General features: G+C 74.0%; 11 protein-coding genes. 4 read left to right on the forward strand and 7 right to left on the reverse strand.

Annotated elements, in window-relative coordinates:
- Nucleotides 1-113: 113 nt before the first annotated feature.
- A complete protein-coding gene (locus tag ACH4EB_RS13525) occupies nt 114-740 on the reverse strand; it encodes an NUDIX domain-containing protein (RefSeq protein WP_398347573.1) in 627 nt (208 codons plus the stop codon).
- 125 nt (nt 741-865) lie between these two features.
- The gene (locus ACH4EB_RS13530) at nt 866-2,545 is read right to left on the reverse strand and encodes a CTP synthase (RefSeq protein ID WP_398347574.1); all 1,680 of its coding nucleotides are present in this window, start codon (nt 2,543-2,545) and stop codon (nt 866-868) included.
- 436 nt (nt 2,546-2,981) lie between these two features.
- On the opposite strand from ACH4EB_RS13530, the gene ACH4EB_RS13535 reads away from it, so the two are divergent.
- Nucleotides 2,982-4,793 (forward strand): glycoside hydrolase family 15 protein, encoded by a 1,812-nt coding sequence (locus ACH4EB_RS13535; protein ID WP_398347575.1) that lies wholly within the window; start codon nt 2,982-2,984, stop codon nt 4,791-4,793.
- A gap of 67 nt (nt 4,794-4,860) precedes the next feature.
- Here ACH4EB_RS13535 and ACH4EB_RS13540 read toward each other — a convergent pair whose 3' ends face one another.
- Nucleotides 4,861-6,027 carry a beta-1,3-glucanase family protein gene (locus ACH4EB_RS13540; RefSeq protein WP_398347576.1) on the reverse strand — a complete coding sequence of 389 codons (1,167 nt, stop codon included), beginning with the start codon at nt 6,025-6,027 and terminating at the stop codon, nt 4,861-4,863.
- Nucleotides 6,024-6,989: a glycoside hydrolase family 16 protein gene (locus ACH4EB_RS13545; protein ID WP_398347577.1), complete on the reverse strand. Its 966-nt coding sequence runs from the start codon at nt 6,987-6,989 to the stop codon at nt 6,024-6,026. Before ACH4EB_RS13545 ends, ACH4EB_RS13540 begins: the two co-directional genes overlap by 4 nt.
- Nucleotides 6,990-7,164: 175 nt before the next feature.
- Here ACH4EB_RS13545 and ACH4EB_RS13550 point away from each other — a divergent pair, with 175 nt between their 5' ends.
- A complete protein-coding gene (locus tag ACH4EB_RS13550; RefSeq protein WP_398347578.1) occupies nt 7,165-8,211 on the forward strand; it encodes a LacI family DNA-binding transcriptional regulator in 1,047 nt (348 codons plus the stop codon).
- A 90-nt stretch (nt 8,212-8,301) separates the two neighbouring features.
- Entirely contained in the window at nt 8,302-9,927 is a 1,626-nt protein-coding gene (locus ACH4EB_RS13555) for a PucR family transcriptional regulator (RefSeq protein WP_398347579.1), read from the forward strand.
- Between the two features lie 266 nt (nt 9,928-10,193).
- On the opposite strand, the gene ACH4EB_RS13560 is transcribed toward ACH4EB_RS13555, so the two are convergent.
- The 3 genes from ACH4EB_RS13560 to recN form a co-directional block, all read right to left on the reverse strand.
- Nucleotides 10,194-11,336: a glycosyltransferase family 4 protein gene (locus tag ACH4EB_RS13560; RefSeq protein ID WP_398347580.1), complete on the reverse strand. Its 1,143-nt coding sequence runs from the start codon at nt 11,334-11,336 to the stop codon at nt 10,194-10,196.
- A 266-nt stretch (nt 11,337-11,602) separates the two neighbouring features.
- Nucleotides 11,603-12,385, reverse strand: a complete 783-nt coding sequence (locus ACH4EB_RS13565) for a hypothetical protein (RefSeq protein ID WP_398347581.1) — start codon at nt 12,383-12,385, stop codon at nt 11,603-11,605.
- A 318-nt stretch (nt 12,386-12,703) separates the two neighbouring features.
- Nucleotides 12,704-14,431: a DNA repair protein RecN gene (gene recN, locus ACH4EB_RS13570; RefSeq protein ID WP_398347631.1), complete on the reverse strand. Its 1,728-nt coding sequence runs from the start codon at nt 14,429-14,431 to the stop codon at nt 12,704-12,706.
- Between the two features lie 561 nt (nt 14,432-14,992).
- Here recN and ACH4EB_RS13575 point away from each other — a divergent pair.
- Nucleotides 14,993-16,408: an ABC transporter permease gene (locus tag ACH4EB_RS13575; RefSeq protein WP_398347582.1), complete on the forward strand. Its 1,416-nt coding sequence runs from the start codon at nt 14,993-14,995 to the stop codon at nt 16,406-16,408.
- The last annotated feature ends 43 nt before the right edge of the window (nt 16,409-16,451 follow it).

Consider the following 16,451-nt stretch of genomic DNA (forward strand, 5'->3'; position numbering starts at 1 on the left):
TTCACGACCCGTCACACGCCTGGTGGAGCGCGACGGTTGAGTCACTCGTCCGGATCAGCACATCATCGGACCGGCGGGCCGTGGGGGCGGCGTGGGGATCGGCGCGGCGGCGCTCAGGCCTCGAACGGGCGGGCCGGCCACGGCGCGTCGGCCGGGCGCAGTGCGTCCAGGCCCTCCCCCGCGCGGGCGGCGGCCAGCGCGAGCACGCCGACCACCAGGCAGTTGTTGTGCAGGTCGCCGGCGAGCGCGCCGTGTACCAGCTCGGCGACCGGCACCCGCGCCAGCTCCATGTCGGCCTCCTCCTCGGAGACCTCGAAGCGCTCGCCCTCCGCCTCGGACAGGTCGCGGGCCAGGAAGATCCGTACGGCTTCGTCGCAGCCGCCGGGGGTGGTGTAGACGTCCGTGAGCACCCGCCAGTCCTCGGCCTTGACGTGCGCTTCCTCGTACAGCTCGCGCTGGACGGCGCTCAGCGGATTCTCGCCGGGGACGTCGAGCAGTCCGGCCGGGATCTCCCAGAGCTTGTGCCGCACCGGGTGGCGGTACTGGCGCAGGACCAGCACCCGGTCCTCCTCGTCGAGCGCGAGGACGGCCACCGAGCCGGGGTGGACCTGGTAGTCGCGGGTGGCCGTGGAGCCGTCCGGCATGACGACCTCGTCCGTACGCATGCTGGTCTTCTTGCCGGTGAACGGCGTCGCGGTCGCGGTGACCCGCCACGCTTCCGGGCTGTCCTGGATGGCCATGTACGTCCTTCCGCAAAGCAGTCGACCGGGGCACCCGGCCGTGAAAGGCCAGGTACCCCGGTCAACCGTACCCAACGGCGGCCGGTCCCCCGCGCGCGCTGCGAGGGGGACCGGCCGCCCGCGGATCAGCCCTTGGCGCCCTTCTTGGCGCCGGCCGCCGCGCCGGTCTTGCGCTCGACGGCCGCCTTCACCAGGCCCGCGAAGAGCGGGTGCGGGCGGGTCGGACGGGAGCGCAGCTCCGGGTGCGCCTGGGTGGCGACCAGGTAGGGGTGCACCTCGCGCGGGTACTCGACGTACTCCACCAGCTTGTTGTCCGGGGAGGTGCCGGAGAAGAGCAGGCCGGCCTTCTTCTCCAGCTCGCCGCGGTAGGCGTTGTTGACCTCGTAGCGGTGGCGGTGGCGCTCCTCGACGTACGGCTGGTCGTCGTAGACCTCGCGCACGATCGAGCCCTCGGCCAGCTTGGCCGGGTACATGCCCAGCCGCATGGTGCCGCCCATGTCGCCCTCGCCGGCGACGATGTCCATCTGCTCGGCCATGGTGGAGATGACCGGGTCGGCGGCGGCCGGGTCGAACTCGGTGGAGTTCGCGCCCTCGATGCCGGCCAGGTTGCGGGCCGCCTCGATGACCACGCACTGCAGGCCCAGGCACAGGCCCAGCAGCGGCAGCTTGTTCTCGCGGGCGTAGGTGATGGCACCGACCTTGCCGTCCACACCGCGGTCGCCGAAGCCACCGGGGACGCAGACCGCGTCGCAGTCGGCGAGCTGCTGCTTGGCCCCGGCCGGGGTCTTGCAGTCGTCGGAGGTGACCCACTTGATCTTGACGCGGGCCTTGTTGGCGAAGCCGCCGGCGCGCAGCGCCTCGGTGACCGACAGGTAGGCGTCCGGCAGGTCGATGTACTTGCCGACCAGCGCGACCTTCACCTCGTGGTCGGGGTTGTGCACCCGGTCCAGCAGGTCGGCCCAGACGGTCCAGTCCACGTCGCGGAAGGGCAGGTCCAGCTTGCGCACGACGTACGCGTCCAGGCCCTCGGCGTGCACGACCTTGGGGATGTCGTAGATGGACGGGGCGTCCGGGCAGGCGATGACGGCGGCCTCGTCCACGTCGCACATCAGCGAGATCTTGCGCTTGATGGCGGTGGGCACCTCGCGGTCGGCGCGCAGCACGATGGCGTCCGGCTGGATGCCGATGTTGCGCAGCGCCGCGACCGAGTGCTGGGTCGGCTTGGTCTTCAGCTCGCCGGAGGGGCCGATGTAGGGCAGCAGCGAGATGTGCACGACGAAGACGTTGTCCCGGCCGACCTCGTGGCGGACCTGGCGGACGGTCTCCAGGAACGGCAGCGACTCGATGTCGCCGACGGTGCCGCCGACCTCGGTGATGACGACGTCGACGTCGTCGTGCGCCAGCCGGCGGATGCGGTGCTTGATCTCGTTGGTGATGTGCGGGATGACCTGCACGGTGTCGCCCAGGTACTCACCGCGTCGCTCCTTGGCGATCACGGTGTTGTAGACCTGGCCGGTGGTGACGTTCGCGGAGCCGTCGAGGTCGACGTCCAGGAAGCGCTCGTAGTGGCCGATGTCCAGGTCGGTCTCGGCTCCGTCGTTGGTGACGAAGACCTCACCGTGCTGGAACGGGTTCATCGTGCCGGGGTCGACGTTCAGGTACGGGTCGAGCTTTTGCATCGTGACCCGCAGGCCCCGCGCCTTGAGCAGCGCGCCCAGGCTGGAGGCGGTGAGGCCCTTGCCGAGCGAGGAGGCGACGCCCCCGGTGACGAAGAGGTGCTTGGTCGTCGAGGATTTGGGCGGCATGGCCAAGAGGGGGCTCCCGTGGTCGCGTGGTGAAGAGGTGCGAATCAGCCACGCCCTGCGGTTGTCAGGGGTGCCGTCGCTGCGGTCGGGGGTGCCATGTGACTTGCGCCGGGCCCACCGGTCCACGGGGTACCAGGCTATCAGCGACCGGGCATGGTCGCGCCCGGCGACGCTCGCGGCGCACACATACGGCCGTCTCCCGCGGGGCGCGCGGCACCGCGCGTGACCCAGGCCACCCGTTCGGCGCAGTGCCGTCTTCCCGCAGCGGCGAGCGGATCACTGCCGTGCGTCGTATCCTGCTCGGACACTCGCCAGGAGCCGTCCGGCAAGGCACCACCCCCGCCCGATTTCCGGACTCGCCGCTCGGCAGAGTTTCATGGGCAGGACGGACAAGATCACACGTCCCATGGGGGGCGTCACTCCAGTTCGACGGGAGATGCACGTGGCCGGGCGCATCGAGGACTACGCACTCATCGGCGATATGCAGACCGCCGCTCTTGTGTGCCGGGACGGCACGGTGGATTGGCTGTGCCTGCCCCGCTTCGACTCACCCGCGGTCTTCGCAGGACTGCTGGGCACGGAAGAGAACGGTTTCTGGCGGCTGGGGCCCGCGCACAGCCCCGAAGGCGGGCCGCTGCCCGCCGACCGCCGCCGCTACCGGGGCGACTCGCTCGTCCTGGAGTCCGAGTGGGACACCCCGCGCGGCACCGTTCGGGTCATCGACTTCATGCCGCCGCGCGAGGACGCGACACCGCAGCTCATCCGTATCGTGGAGGGCGTCAGCGGGCGGGTGCCGATGCGCTCGGCGCTGCGCATGCGGTTCTCGTACGGCTGGGTCGTGCCGTGGGTCCACAAGGTCGACGAGCGCACCGTCGCCGTCGCCGGGCCCGACTCGGTGTGGCTGGACACGGAGGCCGAGACCTACGGCCGGGACCTGACGACGTACGCGGACTTCACGGTCGGCCCGGGCGAGCGGATCGCCTTCACCATCAGTTGGCAGCCCTCGCACAGCCGCCCGCCGGGCGTGCCGGAGCCGGAGGCGGCGCTGGAGGCGACCGAGGACTTCTGGCGGGAGTGGGTCGACCACTGCACGTACCACGGCCCGTACCGGGACGCGGTGGTCCGCTCGCTGATCACGCTCAAGGCCCTCACCTACGCGCCGACCGGCGGGATCGTCGCGGCGCCCACCACCTCGCTGCCCGAGGACATCGGCGGCTCGCGCAACTGGGACTACCGCTTCACCTGGCTGCGCGACGCGGCGATCACCCTGTCCTCGCTGCTGCGCACCGGCTACCGGGAGGAGGCCCGCGCCTGGCGCGAGTGGCTGCTGCGCGCGGTGGCCGGCGACCCGGAGAACCTCCAGATCATGTACGGGATCGCGGGCGAGCGGGAGCTGGGCGAGAACGAGCTGACCTGGCTGACCGGGTACGAGAACTCGCAGCCGGTGCGGGTCGGCAACGGCGCCGCCGGGCAGCTCCAGCTCGACGTGTACGGCGAGGTCACCGAGGCGCTGCACCTGGCGCACAACACCGGCCTGGCCCGCAACGACTACGCCTCGCTGCTCCAGCTCAAGCTGATCCAGTGGGTGGAGAAGCACTGGGACGAGCCGGACGAGGGCATCTGGGAGGTGCGCGGCCCGCGCCGGCACTTCGTGCACTCCAAGGTGATGACCTGGGTCGCGGTGGACCGCACGATCAAGCTGATCGAGTCGGGTGACGTGGACGGCCCGCTGGACCGCTGGCGGCAACTGCGCGAGACGATCCACCGGGAGGTGTGCGAGAAGGGGTACGACAAGGAGCGCAACACCTTCACGCAGTCCTACGGCTCCAAGGAGCTGGACGCCTCGCTGCTGCTGATCCCGCAGATGGGCTTCCTGCCGCCGGACGACAAGCGGGTGATCGGCACCATCGAGGCCATCCAGCGGGAGCTGGGCACCGAGGACGGCTTCATCCTGCGCTACCCGACCTCGGGCGACGACGCGGGCGTGGACGGTCTGGAGGGCGACGAGGGCGCGTTCCTGGCGTGCTCGTTCTGGCTGGCCGACGACCTGGCGATGATCGGGCGGGTCGAGGAGGCCCGGATCCTGTTCGAGAAGCTGCTCGCGCTCCGCAACGACCTGGGCCTGCTGGCCGAGGAGTGGGACTCCCGGCTCCAGCGGCAGGTGGGCAATTTCCCGCAGGCGTTCAGCCACGTTCCGCTGATCGACACGGCACTGCGGCTGACGGCCAGCGGGGCGTACGGCGGGTAGGCGGTCAACGGCGGGCGAGGGGTCACGGCACGGGCCGTGACCCCTCGTTCGCGTTGTCCGCGTGGGGCTAGAAGGGCGTCAGCGTGAGGGTCATCTCACGGGGCGCGCCGTCCTCGATGTACGGGGCGAAGTTGCCCACGTCGTCGAAGGCGAAGCCGTACGCCTTGCCGTCGGCGGACTCGGCGTGCAGGACGCGTGCGTAGTGGTTGGCGAGCTGGCCCTTGTAGAAGGTGCCCGGGTCGGTGGTGGGCTGGGCCGCGTGGTCGGCGAGGGTGGCGCGGTTGAGGGCGGCGCCGAGCACCGCGGCGACCGGGCCGCGCAGTCCGTCGTTGGGGGCCTGCAGAGCGCCGTGGCAGAAGAGGACGTCGCGGGTGGAGGGCTTGGCGATGGAGAACTGGGCGGGCCCCCGGAACGTGAACTGGCCGCCGCCGACCCGGCCGGTGAAGGTGCCCGCGTTGGTGGTGACCTTCAAATCCTTGGACGTGTACGCGTTCCAGGCGCGGTCGATGTAGGGCGCGAGGTAGTTCCGGTCGAACAGCCCACCGTCCAGGCCGTGGCTGGGGGCGATGACGCGCTTGTCGCCGACGACGAGCTTGCCGAAGCCCGGGGTGCGGCCGATCTCGGAGAAGACGCGGGCGCGGCCGCCGGCCTTGAGCGTCCCGGTCGTCTGGTCCCTGGCGCCGGCGAGGCGGATGGCCATCGGGACGCTGAACATGTCGACCATCGTGGTGTTGCAGTGCATGCCCGCCTGGTCGTACGTGAACTCCGCGCAGTCGTGCACGATCGGGTAGTTGGGGTCGCCGGACACCCAGCCCGCGGGGTAGGCCAGCGCGGGCCTGCCGTTGCCGTCCCGTACGGCCTTGAGCTTGAGTTTGCTGCCGAGCGCCGCGTAGATGCGGCCGGACATCCGCGGGATCCGCAGGGTGGTGGTGCCGTTCGCGGCGAGCGGCATGGCGTAGTCGGTGAAGCCGTCCGGCCGGTTGTCGCCGAGGGCTATGGGCTTGAGTTCACCTTGTGGAGTGACGCGTACCTGCTGACCGCCGGCGTTGCCGACGATGTAGATCCAGACGGCCGAGTTGGCGTAGCGGCCGGTGCGGTTGACGATGTGCAGCGGCAGTCCGGCCGCGGCGGCACCGGCCGGCGCGGCACCGGCGGTACGGGCGAGCACGCCCGCGCCGGCTCCGGCGGCGGCGGTCGCGGCGAGGCCGCCGATCAGGGTGCGTCGGGAGATCATGCGGTGGCTCCTTGCTGTACGGAGACGGACACGTGGTCCACCAGGAGGGATGCTCCGGGGCGGGTCGCGGCGGTGGGGGTGGCGCGGCCCGCGACGGCGTCCGGGAAGGCACCGCCCATCGCGAGGTTGAGCAGGATGAAGTGGCCGTGGTGGGTGGCCCGGGCCCAGGTGCCGGCGTCCATCTCGGCGGAGCTGACGGTGTGGAAGCGCTGGCCGTCGACGGACCAGTGCAGGTATTCGGTGGGGCGGCTGCGGTCCAGTTCCAGGGCGTAGGTGTGGAATCCGGCCTGGCAGGTGGCACCGGGGCAGACGCGGGAATTGCCCTTGCCCTGCGACTCGTTGCAGGGGCCGCCGGGGTTGACGCCGCAGTGCAGCACGCCCCAGACGCGGTTGGCGCCGTTGACGTTCTCCATGATGTCGAACTCGCCGATGCCGGGCCAGTTCCAGTAGTTGCCGCGGAACTGGGCGCCGAGCGTCCAGAACGCCGGCCAGTAGCCGAGGGCCGCGTCGCCGGAGATGTCGGGCATTCTGACGCGCGCCTCGATCCGCAGCTTGCCGCCCGCCGGGGCGGCGAAGTCGGTGCGGCGGGTCTCGATGCGGCCGGAGGTCCAGGTGGCGCCGTTCTTGCGGGCAGTGATCTTCAGGTGGCCGGCGCCGTCGAGTTGCAGGTTCTCGGGACGGTCGGTGTAGGTCTGGTGTTCGCCGGTGCCCCAGTTGGCGGGGCCGCCCGGGTAGCTCGTACCGGTGTCGGTGATCCAGTCGGCGGCGGACGGGCGGGAGCCCGCCGGGCCGTTGAAGTCGGTGCGCCAGACCTCCGCGAACGCGGCCGCCGGTTCGCCGGCCGAAGCGGCGGGCAGGGCGGGTGGCCAGGCGAGGACGAGGGCGAAGGCGGCGCCGAGCGTGCCGAGCAGTACCGCGGTTCTGGCCCGGTTCCGCTTCCGTACGGGTATTTTCGCGTTCATGACATGCGCTCCTCGGGCAACGTGAGGGCAGTGAGGAGTTCCGTGTGCACACGCGGCCTGAGAAGATTGAGAGCGCTCTCATGCCGTGTAGGGGCACACAGTGCCGAGTTCCCGCCGGGCCGTCAAGGCTTGGCGTGGACCAATGAGTTGGCCCATTTTCGACTCCGGGGGTTGAATGGTGCGTACATCGAGTGCTGGGCGTCCGACGCTGGAGGAGGTCGCCGTACGGGCCGGCGTCTCGCGCGCCACGGTCTCCCGCGTGGTCAACGGCGGCGCCGGGGTCCGCGGCGAGGTGCGGGAACGGGTCCGACGCGCGGTCGCCGACCTGGGCTACGTACCGAACAGCGCGGCCCGCTCCCTGGTGACCCGCCGCACCGGCGCGGTCGCCGTGGTGATCGCCGAGCCGGAGTCCCGGGTCTTCGCCGACCCGTTCTTCGGCCGCCAACTGCGCGGCATCAGCCGCGAGTTGTCGGCCGCCGACCTCCAGTTGCTGCTCCTCCTCCAGGAGACCCGCGCCGACTGCGACCGCGTCGGCCGCTACCTGTCCGCCGGGCACGCCGACGGCGTACTGATGTTCTCGCTGCACCGCGACGACCCGCTGCCCGCGATGGCCGAGGCGTCCGGCCTGCCCACGGTCTACGGCGGCCGCCCCGGCTGGGCGGGCGCCGGTCACGCGCCGCGCCCGCTGTACGTCGACACCGACAACCGCGACGGCGCCCGGCAGGCCGTACGCCACCTCCGGGACCGCGGCCGCCGCCGGATCGCCGTGATCACCGGACCGCTCGACCAGACCTCCGCCCAGGACCGCCTGGACGGCTACCACGACGCGCTGGCCCCCGACCCGCCCGACCCCCGGCTGATCGCCGACGGCGGCTTCACCGCCCGGGGCGGCGAACGCGCCATGGCGGAGCTGCTGGCCGCCGCACCGGACCTGGACGGCGTCTTCGTCTGTTCCGACCTGATGGCCTCCGGCGCGCTGCGGACCCTGCGGGCGCACGGCCGCCGGGTGCCCGAGGACGTGGGCGTGGTGGGGTACGACGACCTGGACCCCGCGGCGTGGACGGACCCGCCGCTGACCACGGTCCGCCAGGACGTGGAGGAGATGGGCCGCCTGATGGCACGGCTGCTGCTGCGGCGGCTGGCGCCGGCCCCGAGGGCTGCCGGGGACGGGCCGGCTCCCGTCGTCACACCGGCGAGGCTGGTGGTCAGGGAATCGGGGTGAGGGCCCGACCGACACGGCGGCCCGGCCCGCCAGGGAGGCGCCCCCGTCCCGGTACGTCCGGATAGCGGACTGCGGGTAGCGTTCCACGCCATGGGGCCGGAAGCGAAGATCGAAGCGGTGATCACGGTACGCCGGGCACTGGAGCTGCCCGCGCTACGGCGCGGACTGCCCGAGGTGCTGGCCGGCGAGGACCGTCTCGACCGCGCCGTCCGCTGGGTGCACGCGGGCGAGGTGCCGCACATCGCCTCACTGCTCAAGGGCGGCGAGCTGCTGCTGACCACCGGCCTCGGCCTGGGCACCCGCCCCTCCGAGCAGCGCGCCTTCGTCCGCGAGCTGGCCGACCGGGAGATCGCCGCCCTCGTGGTGGAGCTGGGCTCCCGCTTCGAGGCGCTGCCGTCCGCCGTCGTCGACAGCGCACGGGCCTGCGGACTGCCGCTGGTGCAGTTGCACCGCGAGGTCCCGTACGTCGCCGTCACCGAGGAGATCCACACCGAGCTGGTCAACAGCCACTACCTGCTGCTGCGGCAGGCCGACGAACTCCTGCGGAGCTGTACGGACGTCCTGCTGCGCGGCGGTGGCGCCCCCGAGGTGCTGCGGCGGCTGGCCGCCTTCACCGGCAACCCGCTCTGCCTGGAGGCCCCCGACGGCAGCCCCCTGTACGCCGCGGGCCCGGACGACGGCGGCGCCGCGGACGCCGACCCCCTCCAGGCGTGGGAGGGGCTGCGGGCGACCGGCCTGCGGGTGGACGTGCCCGGCGGCGGACCCGGCCCCGACGCCGTCCGCGCCCGCCTGGTCCTGCTGCCCGTCAACGCGCCCGTCGCCCCGGTGCACCGGATCGCCGCCGAGCGCGCCGCCGACCTGCTCGCCGTCGTACTGCTCCAGTCCCGGCAGGAAGAAGTGCTGGCCGCGCGCGGGCGCGGTGACTTCCTGGCCGACCTGGCGGAGGGCCGGATCACCGCGGGCGAGGCCCCGGCGCAGGCCCGTCTGCTGGGGTTCCGGCCGGCCGGCGAACCGATCCTTCCCGTGGTCATGCGGCTGCCCTCCCACCTGCCCACGCCGGGCAGTTGGGCGGTGCTGGCCCGCGCCCTGCGCGAGGAACTGGCCGCACTGGGCGTGCCCGTCCTGCTCGGCGTACGGCCCGTCGAGGGCCGGGTACCGCTGCTCGTGGCGCTGCGCACGGGCCAGGACCGGACGGCCGTCGCCGGCCGGGTCGCCGAGGCGCTCCGCGCGGGGGTCGTACGGGCCGGGGCGGACTCCCCGACGGCGCGGCGCCCGGTGGTCGTGGTCGGCGCGGCGGGCGACTGGCCGGCCGCCGGCCCCGGGCTGCGGCACGCCACGGAGGCGGCCGCCGCCGCACAGGGCCTGCCCGAACAGCCCTGGCACGACGCGCGCCGGCTGGACATCGAACTGCTGCTGTGGCGGATGCGCGAACACGGCGAACAGGGCGTCCTGACGGACTTCGTGGACCGGGCCATCGGTCCGCTGCTCGTCCACGACCGGTCCGCCCGCCAGCCCCTGCTGCCGACGCTGGAGGCGTACCTGGCCAGTGCGGGCCGCAAGGCGGAGACGGCCCGCGACCTGAACGTCAACCGGCAGACGCTGTACGACCGGCTGGCCCGCATCGCCCACCTGCTGGGCACGGACCTGGACGACCCGCAGACCGTCCTCGGCCTGCGACTGGCCCTACGGGCCAGGAGGCATACGGACCGGGGGTGAGGGGTGTCCGGGGCGGGGAAGAGGGGGGTCCGGGGGCGGGAGAGAGGTTGGTCTGTACCGGGGGGGGAGAGGGTTCGCTCCGTGGTGGGCGTGAGGGGCCGTTCCGTATGGGCGCGGTCAGGCCCTTAGCCGCCCCTGTCCGGTCCTGGCCCCGGTGTCCGTCCGGTCCTGACCCTGGTGTCTGACCGGTCCTGGCCCCGGTCCCGGTCTGGTCCTGTTCCGGGTCCCGGCCCCTGTCCGGTCCTGGCCGGGCCGGTTCGGGGTGCTCAGCGCTCCCGTCGCAGCATCAGCTCGTCGTAGACGCTGAGCACCTGCGCGACCGTGGCGTCCTCGGTCGGCCAGCCCGCGGCCTGCGCACGGCCGGCGGCGGCGAGGGCGTCCCGGCGGGCGGGATCGGCCAGCAGGTCCAGGACGGTACGGGCGAGAGCCGCTGCATCGCCGCTCGGCACCAGTTCGGCCGCGTGCCCCACCAGTTCGCGGGTGCCGCCGACGTCGGTGGCGACCAGCGGGACGCCGGCCCGCAGCGCCTCCTGGGCGATCAGCGAACGGGCCTCCCATCGGCTGGGCAGCACCAGCAGGTCGGCGGCGGCGAGGAGTTCGGGCACGTCCTCACGGCGGCCGAGCAGGCGTACCGGCAGGTTCTCGGCGTCGATACGCCGCTGGAGCGCCTCGCGCTGCCCGCCCTCCCCCGCCACCGCGACCATCGGCTGCGGGTCCAGGGCGCACCAGGCGTGCGCCGCGTCCAACAGGAGGTCGTGGCCCTGGTGCGCCTCCAGGCGGCCGACGACGAGGATCAAGGGGCGGTCCACCGCGCCCAGTTCGGCACGCTGCTTGTGGGCGGGGCGGTCCTCCGCCGTGAGTGGTTGGCCGCCCGGCCGGGGGGCCGGGATCGCGACGGGGGCCAGCCGCGCGTCACGGGCGCCGCGTTCGCGTGCCCGGTCCACCAGGTCCGAGCACGCGCCCAGGACAACCGCGGCGGCCCGCGCCACCCGCCGTTCCAGCAGGCGGACCAAGCGGGCCCGCGCCCCGTCCGTATGCGCTTTGGTGTGCCAGGTGACCACGAGGGGCACACCGCGGCTCCGCGGGCCCTGTAGGGCCAACGCGGCGCGCAGGCCCGCCCGCAGGCCGTGCGCGTGCACAAGGTCGGCGTCCCCGCAGGCGGCCCGCAGGGACGTCACACTCGCCGGGTCGGCCCGCGGGTGCACCGGCACGAACCGCGCGCCCGCGTCCGTGTAGTCGTACGTGTCCTCGGCGGCGGGCGGGGCGCACACGGTCACCCGGACCCCGCGCGCCACCAGCCCGGCGGCCAGCGAACGGACGTGGGCGGCACTGCCCGCGCTGCCCCGGCCCAGCACCTGGACCGTGCGCAGCGGCGACTGCCCGTGCGACGGGGCCGGGGTGCTGGTCACGTGGCAGGTGCTCCTGGGGTCGGTGGCGGGACCGGGCGGCGCGCCACGGGTCCGGCTCCGCCCGGGACAGGCGCCGGTACGGTGGCGCGATCGCGCGGCTGTACGCGCTGCGTCCCCAGGATGCCAGCCCGCGCTGTGAATCCGGGACCGCCGACGAGCCGTTCCAAAGGCACACATCGCCCATACACTCACCTGACCACCCATATGGGCGACAATCCGGCCACTCCTGTGGCCCAGTGGCAGTGACCTGGCGCGCGGTCCGGCCGTTACGCGCCGACGGTCGCGGCCGCCCGGCTGATCCGGTCACCGGCCGTCGCGACCGCGACCAGAGCGGCGGCGTGCGCGGCCAGCCCCGCGCGGCCGTACCCGGCGGCGATGGCGAGGCCGACGCCGGCGCCCAGAGCGTGCGCGCCCGCGTCGCCGAGCATGGTGCGCTCCCCCAGGTCGTCCGCGAGGACGGCCGCCGCGGCACCCATCGGCGCGGCGGCCAGGGCCCCGGCCGGGCCGCGCCGCAGCAGCCCCGGCGCCGACGCGGCGAGCGTGGCCACCGCCGCCCGGCCCGGCCGTACATCCACCAGGTTCACGGCGTGCGCGGCGCCCGCGATCACCACCCCCGTGAGCACCTTGTCCAGCGGCCGGTCCTTGAGCAGCGCACCGGCGGCCAGCCCGGCCGCGCCGATCCCGAACAGCTTCACCGCGCCACTGGTCACCTCCCCGTCGCGCAGGGCCGACAGGTGGGCACGGAAGCCGCGCCGGGGGTCGCCCGCCCCGGCGAGGTCGTCGTACGTACCGCAGGCACCGGCCGCCAGGACGGCCAGCGCCGCCGCCGTGCGGGTACGGGCGGGCAGCCCCGGCGCGGTCGCGGCCGCGAGCGCGGTGCCCACCGCGGTGGCGGGCCCGCTGTACAGGTCGACCGTGCGGCCGGCGTGATTCGTCCGCTCCCAGTGCCCGCGCCCGCCGGGCGGCCGGCACCGGAACCGCCCGTACACGAGTCGGGTGACGCCTGCCGCGGCAGCGAACGGCAGACCCTTGCGCAACGTTCCGATCATGATCAGCAGCGTAGAGCCGGGCGGGTGCGCGCCGTACCGGGGCCCGACGCCTCCGTACGGCTGCCGGTTTTCCCGGCACCGGCTGCCGGTTCCCCGGCCGCGCTACGGTTCCGGCTTCCGGCTTCCGGCTTCCGGCTTCCGGCTTCCGGCTTCCGGCTTCCGGCTTCCGGCTTCCGGCTTCCGGCTTCCGGCGCCAGGATTCCGGCTTCCGGCGCCAGGATTCCGGCGCCAGGATTCCGGGGCCTGGGGCCATGGGCCGGGGGTCTGAGGTCAGGGGCCCGAGGTCGGGAGTGTGGGGCCCGGCTGTAGGCCCTTGGCTCAGCGTCCCGCGCGGGCGGTTGCCAGGAGTTCCTCCGCATGGGCCCGCGCCGTCTCGGAGTCCTCCTGGCCGGCGAGCATCCGGGAGAGTTCGCGTACCCGGTCCTCGCCCTCCAGGACCGTGACACCGCTACGGGTCACCGAGCCGTCGTGGGTCTTCTCCACCAGCAGTTGCCGGTCGGCGAAGGCCGCGACCTGCGGGAGGTGGGTGACGACCACGACCTGGGCCGACCGGGCCAGGCGGGCCAGCCGGCGGCCGACCTCCACGGCCGCCTTGCCGCCGACCCCCGCGTCCACCTCGTCGAACAAATAGGTCGGTACGGGGTCGGAACCAGCGAAGACCACCTCGACCGCGAGCATCACCCGGGAGAGTTCACCGCCCGAGGCGCCCTTGGCGATGGGGCGGGGCGGCGTGCCGGGGTGCGGGGCGAGCAGAAGCTCCACCTCGTCGGCGCCGGTGGGCCCGTAGGCCACCGTACGGCCGCCGACCTCGACGCCGTCGTTCTCGTCGGCGGTCTCGGTCTGGCTGATCTGAACGCTCACCCTGGCGTGCGGCATGGCCAGCTCGGCGAGTTCGGCCGTCACCGCGTCGGCGAATCGCTTCGCCGACGCCTCCCGGGCGTCGGTCAACGCCTGCGCCAGCTCGCCCAGTTCCGCGCGCAGCGCGTCGCGCTCCGCCGTCAGTTCGCCGATCCGGTCGTCGTCGCCGTCCAGTTCGGCGAGACGGGCCGCGCCCTCCTCCGCCCAGGCCAGCACGGTGCCGATGTCCTCGCCGTACTTGCGCGTCAGGTGCGTGAGCGCGGCCCGGCGCTCCTCCACGGCGGCCAGCCGCAGCGGGTCGGCGTCCAGACCGTCCGCATAGCTGGCCAATTCGCCCGCCACGTCCGCCAGCAGGATGCCGATCTCGCCCACCCGCTCGGTGAGCGCGGACAGCGCGGGGTCATGGCTGCGTACGACGTCCAGCGCCCGGTGCGCGCCCGCGACCAGGGTGGTGGCGTCGACGGCCTCCAGGTCCTCGGGGTTGCCGGCGAGCGCGGCGTGCGCGGCCGCGGCGGCGGAGGCCAGCGCCTCGGCGTGGCCGAGCCGTTCGGCCTCGGCGGCCAGTTCGGTGTCCTCGTCCGGCTGCGGTTCGGCCGCGGCGATCTCCTCCAGACCGAAGCGCAGCAGGTCGGCCTCCTGCGCACGTTCGCGGGCGCGGGTGGTCAGCTCGCCCAGTTCGGCGGCGACGGCGCGCAGCCGCCGGTACGCGGCGGTGTACTTGGCGAGCGGTACGGACACCGCGTCGCCCGCGTAGCGGTCCAGTGCCTGCCGCTGCCGGGCCGGGCGCAGCAGCCCCTGCTGGTCGGTCTGACCGTGCACGGCGACCAGGTCGTCCGCCAACTCCCCCAGCAGCCCGACCGGGACGGAACGTCCGCCGACGTGGGCGCGCGAGCGGCCCTCGGCCGAGATCGTGCGGCTGATCAGCAGCGTCCCGTCGTCCAGCTCGGCGCCCGCCTCCTCGGCGCGCACCGCGGCCGGTGCCGCTGGACCCACCGCTATGCGGCCCTCCACGACCGCGGACTTGGCTCCGATCCGCACCAGGGCGGGGTCGGCGCGCCCGCCGAGCAGCAGCCCGAGGCTGGTGACGACCATGGTCTTGCCCGCGCCCGTCTCGCCGGTCACCGCCGTGAAACCCGGCGACAGCTCGACGACGGCATCGTCAATGACGCCCAGGGACCTGATCCGCATCTCCTCCAACACGGGTACGACCTTACGAGGTCCCGGGCCCGCCCCGCGACGGCCTCCCCTCGTCCTGCCGCTCCACCCTGCGGAAAACCCCACCCCGGAAACGGTTGGTTTCCTCATGGCGGCACCCCCGCCCCGGCCGTCACGCTGAAGCGAGAACACGATCGGAAGGTGCGCAACATGGCCGGCGGAGCGACAGCGGGAGACGGGGCGGGGCCTGGGGCCCCTGCCCCGGGCGGCCCTGCGGGCGGGACCCTCACGAGCGGCAGCCGGGCTGTCGCGGGACATCCTGCCGCGGGGAGCGCTGCCATGGGGCGTGCCGCCACGGAACGTACTGCTGCGGGCCGGATGGACGGGGGTCCCACGGACGAAAGCCGGAACGGCGCGGGCCGAATGGGCGGGGGCTGGATTGCTGCGGGCCGGACGGGCGAGGGCCCGACGGACGGGGACCCGACGGACGGGGACCCGGCAGGCGGGCGCTGGACCGACGCAGGTCGAATGGGCAAGAACCGGACTGCTGCGGACCGGACAGGCGACGGCTGGAACAGTGGGGGTCGAGCGGGCGTGAGCCGGACAGGCGCGGGTCGGACAGGTGCCGGCCCGGCGGGCGCGGGCCGGGCGCCTGGAGGGCGCGCGACCAGCGGGCTGGCGCGTGCGGCGCTGCGTGGCCACCGGGCTTCCTTCGCCGGGACGGCCGTCGCGGCGCTGTTCGCGGCCACGGTGGTCAGCGCCTCGACGATGCTGCTGGCCGCGACGGGCGCGGCAGCCGCCCCCGCCGCCGCGCGGCGCGCCCTGGCGGCTTCCGACGTCGGCCTCATGGCCACCGGCCTCCTGATCGTCTCGATCTACCTGTCGGTGTTCGTCCTCGCCTCGACGATGGGTACGGCCGTCACCCAGCAGCACCGCGAGTTCGCGATGCTCCGCGCGATCGGCGCCCGGCCGTGGCAGATCCGACGGGCGGTCGCCGCGCAGGCCGTGGCGGCGGCGGTGCCTTCGGCGGTCGCCGGGTTCGCGCTCGGCGGGGTCGTCGCGCGCTGGTGGTTCGCGGGCATGGCGGATCATGGCCTGATTCCGCCCGGCGTCGGCTTCACGTTCGGCTGGGTGGCGCTGCCCGTGTGCCTCGCGGTGGCGACCGTCACCTCGGCGCTCGCGGGGGTGCTCGCCGCGAGCCGGTTCGCCGCGCTGCGTCCCGCGCGCGCCCTGGAGGAGGCCGCCGCGGGCCGCCGCGAGCTGGGGCTGCTGCGGCTGCCGCTGGGGCTGGCCGCGGTCGTGGGCGGGGTGCTCGTCTCCCGGATCCTGGCCGATCGGCCGGAGAAGGCGGGCAGCGGCGCGTTCGTCGTCCTGCTCCTGTTCTGCTTCGGCGTGGGCCTGCTCGGGCCCCGCATCGTCGGACCGGTGGCCTGGCTGGTCGCCCGGTCGGCGGGCCGCCTCGGCAGCGCCGCCGAGCTGGCCATGCTGAATGTGACGACGCAGTCGCGCCGCTTCTCCGCCGCCGTCGTCCCGCTGATCCTGGTCGTCGCGTTCGGCACGACGAAGATCGCGATGCACACCACGGCCTTGCACGAGACGGGTTCGGCCGGTCCGGCGACGTCGGTCTGGATGGACTACGTCGGCACCGGTCTGTACGCGGGCTTCGCCGCCATCGCCGCCGCCAACACCCTCGCCATGATCACGGCCGAACGCCGCCGTGACCTGGCCCTGCTGCGGCTGATCGGCACCCACCCGCGCCGGGTGCGGTCCATGGCCGCCTGGGAGGCGGCCGTCGTGGCGGCCACGGCCCTGCTCCTGGGCGGCGCCATCGCGCTCTGCACGCTCGCCCCGATGCTGCGGGCCGCGTACGGGAACCCGCTGCCGTATCTGCCCTGGACGACTGCCCTCGGGATATCCGGCGGCGTGCTCCTGCTGGCGCTGCTCGCCACCGGCCTGCCGGTCCACGCGGCCCTGCGCCGCCGCGCCACGGAGACCCTCGCGGCGGCGTGACGGAGCCCCGGCCCGGCCCCGGAACGGCAGCCTCCGCAACGTC

This window comes from Streptomyces sp. NPDC018045 (genome assembly GCF_044327445.1).
Lineage (GTDB): Bacteria > Actinomycetota > Actinomycetes > Streptomycetales > Streptomycetaceae > Streptomyces.

Bases quoted from the DNA above. Each gene is read 5' to 3' on its own strand.
- ACH4EB_RS13525 (WP_398347573.1), bottom strand. From the start codon at position 740: ATGGCCATCCAGGACAGCCCGGAAGCGTGGCGGGTCACCGCGACCGCG.
- ACH4EB_RS13530 (WP_398347574.1), bottom strand. From the start codon at position 2,545: ATGCCGCCCAAATCCTCGACGACCAAGCACCTCTTCGTCACCGGGGGC.
- ACH4EB_RS13535 (WP_398347575.1), top strand. From the start codon at position 2,982: ATGCACGTGGCCGGGCGCATCGAGGACTACGCACTCATCGGCGATATG.
- ACH4EB_RS13540 (WP_398347576.1), bottom strand. From the start codon at position 6,027: ATGATCTCCCGACGCACCCTGATCGGCGGCCTCGCCGCGACCGCCGCC.
- ACH4EB_RS13545 (WP_398347577.1), bottom strand. From the start codon at position 6,989: ATGAACGCGAAAATACCCGTACGGAAGCGGAACCGGGCCAGAACCGCG.
- ACH4EB_RS13550 (WP_398347578.1), top strand. From the start codon at position 7,165: ATGGTGCGTACATCGAGTGCTGGGCGTCCGACGCTGGAGGAGGTCGCC.
- ACH4EB_RS13555 (WP_398347579.1), top strand. From the start codon at position 8,302: ATGGGGCCGGAAGCGAAGATCGAAGCGGTGATCACGGTACGCCGGGCA.
- ACH4EB_RS13565 (WP_398347581.1), bottom strand. From the start codon at position 12,385: ATGATCGGAACGTTGCGCAAGGGTCTGCCGTTCGCTGCCGCGGCAGGC.
- recN (WP_398347631.1), bottom strand. From the start codon at position 14,431: ATGCGGATCAGGTCCCTGGGCGTCATTGACGATGCCGTCGTCGAGCTG.